We start from the raw sequence: 3115 nt of genomic DNA on the forward strand, positions 1-3115 counted from the left end.
ATGGCAATGTTGAACGAGAAACGCTGATTATCGCTAAAGGCGAGCTGGTGGAAGGTCATAAATATGACGTTTTAAAATCGTTGGAATCGGAATACGAATCTCAGGTTTGGAGTTCTTCCAATTACACTTGGGTGGTCATTTCCTACTCAATTTTAGTGGCATTAACCTTATTGATGCTGCTTCTTTTTTTAAGAAAATATAGGATAGAAGTGTTTTTGGATAATACCAAGGTCACTTTTATATTTTTCAATATTCTTTTGATGGTGTTGTTAACCACACTTATTGTGAGTTATAATGCCAAATACGTATATGTGGTGCCGCTTTGTGTCCTTCCATTAGTATTAAAAGCCTTTTTTGATGCGCGATTAGGATTGTTCTCACATGTATTGACGGTGCTTTTATTAGGGTTTGTTGTGCCCAACAGTTACGAGTATATGTTTTTACAGATCATTGCTGGGATTGTAACCATTCTGACGGTTTCTGAATTGTATAAACGTGCTAATTTATTTATTTCGGTGGGACAGATTACGGGCATATATATCATTACCTATTTCGCTTTTTTCGTCATTCATGAAGGCAGTATCGTCAATCTCAATTTTGAGGCCTTCGGAATTTTTATTCTCTGCGGATTAGCCACTTTGTTTGTACAGCCGTTGATTTATATCTATGAAAAGTTATTTGGATTGGTTTCAGATGTATCCTTGTTAGAGCTTTCAGATACCAATGGCAAGCTATTAAAGGAATTGGCGAATAAGGCGCCCGGAACGTTTCATCACAGCTTAAACGTTGCCAATTTAGCCGAAGCCTGTGCCAATGAAATAGGAGCCAACGCCATGTTGGTTAGGGTAGGAGCGTTATACCATGATATTGGGAAGATGAAAAATCCGACCTATTTTATCGAAAATCAATCTACCGGAATTAATCCTCACGATGAATTGTCGGCACAGGAAAGCACTCAAATTATTTTCGACCATGTTCTGGATGGCATTGAAATAGGAAAGCGCAATAATTTGCCCGATCGGGTCATCGATTTTATCAGGACGCATCACGGCACGACGATGGTATATTATTTCTATATGAAAGAAAAGGAAATTGATATTGCTGCCAATGCTGCCGATTTTAGATATGCCGGCCCAAAACCTTTCAGTAAGGAAACAGCAATTTTAATGATGTGTGATAGCGTTGAAGCTGCTTCAAAAAGCTTAAAAGATCCATCATCCACCAAAATCAATCACTTTGTGGAGAACATTATTAACAAGCAAATGGAGGACGGACAGTTTTTAAATGCTAATATTACCTTTAAAGAGATTGAATCTATCAAGAAAATTTTAAAAAATAAATTAGCTAACATCTTCCATCTCAGGATAGAGTATCCAGAATAAAAAAATGGGAAGAAATAGTTTACAAATTAGTTGTAATCTTTGAAATGATGTACTACATTTGCATCCGAATTCAGAACAACAAGTTCTTTATTTAAACGGAGAGGTGCCAGAGCGGTAATGGAGCAGATTGCTAATCTGTCGACGGGTAACTGTCGCCAGGGTTCGAGTCCCTGTCTCTCCGCAAGATTTGCTAAATATACCGGATAGCAAGTTTAAAAAGAAATTCAACTCTTGTAGTTGATTTCGGGGTGTAGCGTAGCCCGGTTATCGCGCCGCGTTTGGGACGCGGAGGTCGCAGGTTCGAATCCTGCCACCCCGACCAGCAAAAGCCTACAAAATCATAGATTTTGTAGGCTTTTTTCATTTGTGGCGTTGCCAACGCAGTTGAGCAAAAGCAAACAAATGAAAAAAGCCGTGAAAACCGCTTTTCGCGGTTTTGGCTTTTAATGAGCAACGACCTCATCTCAGGATCAACAAAGCTAATCCTGCTCCGTCAAATCAATGTAAGGCAAAAGTTATGGTTTTTTTAGGTTAAGTGAAAATTGTTGGTGGAAAACACGGACAATGGCATAGCAAACGTCCTTCCATTCGGATAATTACCTACTTGACAATAATCGTTTTTTTAAGATTTTCGATACTTTCTGATAGGTTTGCAGTTGTAGAAATGGCAATTCGTTGTATGTAACGCAACCTTTCATAGTATTCAGCATCTAAAGATTAAACTAATCTTTAAAAACCAACAAAATGAGGAAAATTATTAAATTAAATTTATTTCTGTGTTTAGCCATTTCGATCCCATTTCTTTCCAGTTGTTCAAAAAGCGATGATGGAGATGCACAAATAACAGTTGAAATGACTGTGTATCCAGAAACCGGTTATAATGTTTACTTTATGTCTGATAATGTCTATGGTGAATTTTTAATGTTTTCAGAGAGCGATAATCAAGAAAAAAGACTGCTCACAAGTGGCCAATCTATTTACGATAATTTGGAATATGAAAAGGGCTATGAATACAAAATCGAAGCAAGAAAAATATTCTTAAAAAATCCGCCACAAGATGGCTCTTCAATCGAGTTTGAGTTTGTAAAAACCCTTTCCAAGAAAAAAGTTATTACTCAAAATAATGAATTCCAGATTGAAATGGAAGTTGGCCCAACTAAGGTTGAATTTATTTCACTTTCAAAAAATAAACCTCAAAAAGGCTTATTGGTCAAGGAAAATGGAGAGAACAAAATGAAACCGCTGTTAGGAATAGAGGGATTTAATTACGAAGAAGGTTATACCTACAAGCTGACCGTCATAAAAGTAATTCAGCCAGAACCTTATTCTGTAACCTACATTTTGGTTGATATTATATCCAAAGAACAAGCGTAAAAATGATTGGATTTTCAAACATCACTTTTATTCTGAAAATCCAATTTTTATATAATATCTCGTGAAAATTGTTGGTGGAAAGCACTAACAACTGCGTTGTTAAGGTGAGGCGTAATTTGGAGTTTATAAAATCTAATGTTCTTTAAAAATCCAGGCTTTCTACGTCAATGATACCCCAACCATTTATATTAATGATTACCCAAATATCATTTTGTTTTATCTCAAAATGAGCAATAGTGACATTTTCCAAGCATCCTAAAATCGAAATGCCACTTTTTACTTCAATTTTGGAAGCGAGCTTTTCATTTAATAGAAGCATGTTTTTCTTTATTATTGGCAATAATTCAATACTAAGATTT

Annotated in this window: 2 protein-coding genes, 2 tRNA genes and 1 pseudogene; 4 read left to right on the forward strand and 1 reads right to left on the reverse strand. The window is 36.1% G+C overall.

Features of this window, described 5'->3' with window-relative positions; translation table 11 throughout:
* From ABIQ28_RS01205 to ABIQ28_RS01220, 4 genes are all read left to right on the forward strand, one after another.
* The coding region (locus ABIQ28_RS01205) for an HDIG domain-containing metalloprotein (protein ID WP_348034926.1) at positions 1-1382 on the forward strand (1382 nt) is incomplete at its 5' end.
* A gap of 97 nt (positions 1383-1479) precedes the next feature.
* Positions 1480-1563, forward strand: a tRNA-Ser gene (locus ABIQ28_RS01210).
* Between the two features lie 63 nt (positions 1564-1626).
* A tRNA-Pro gene (locus ABIQ28_RS01215) sits at positions 1627-1704 on the forward strand.
* A gap of 422 nt (positions 1705-2126) precedes the next feature.
* Positions 2127-2756, forward strand: coding sequence for a DUF4377 domain-containing protein (locus tag ABIQ28_RS01220; protein WP_348034927.1), 630 nt, complete (start codon positions 2127-2129; stop codon positions 2754-2756).
* 142 nt (positions 2757-2898) lie between these two features.
* Here ABIQ28_RS01220 and ABIQ28_RS01225 read toward each other — a convergent pair.
* A pseudogene (locus ABIQ28_RS01225) lies at positions 2899-3115 on the reverse strand (hypothetical protein); the annotation flags it as partial.

The organism is Gelidibacter sp. (assembly GCF_039916245.1).
Lineage (GTDB): Bacteria > Bacteroidota > Bacteroidia > Flavobacteriales > Flavobacteriaceae > Gelidibacter.

Excerpts from the sequence above, each read along its gene's own strand:
- ABIQ28_RS01220 (WP_348034927.1), top strand. The coding sequence starts at position 2,127 with ATGAGGAAAATTATTAAATTAAATTTATTTCTGTGTTTAGCCATTTCG.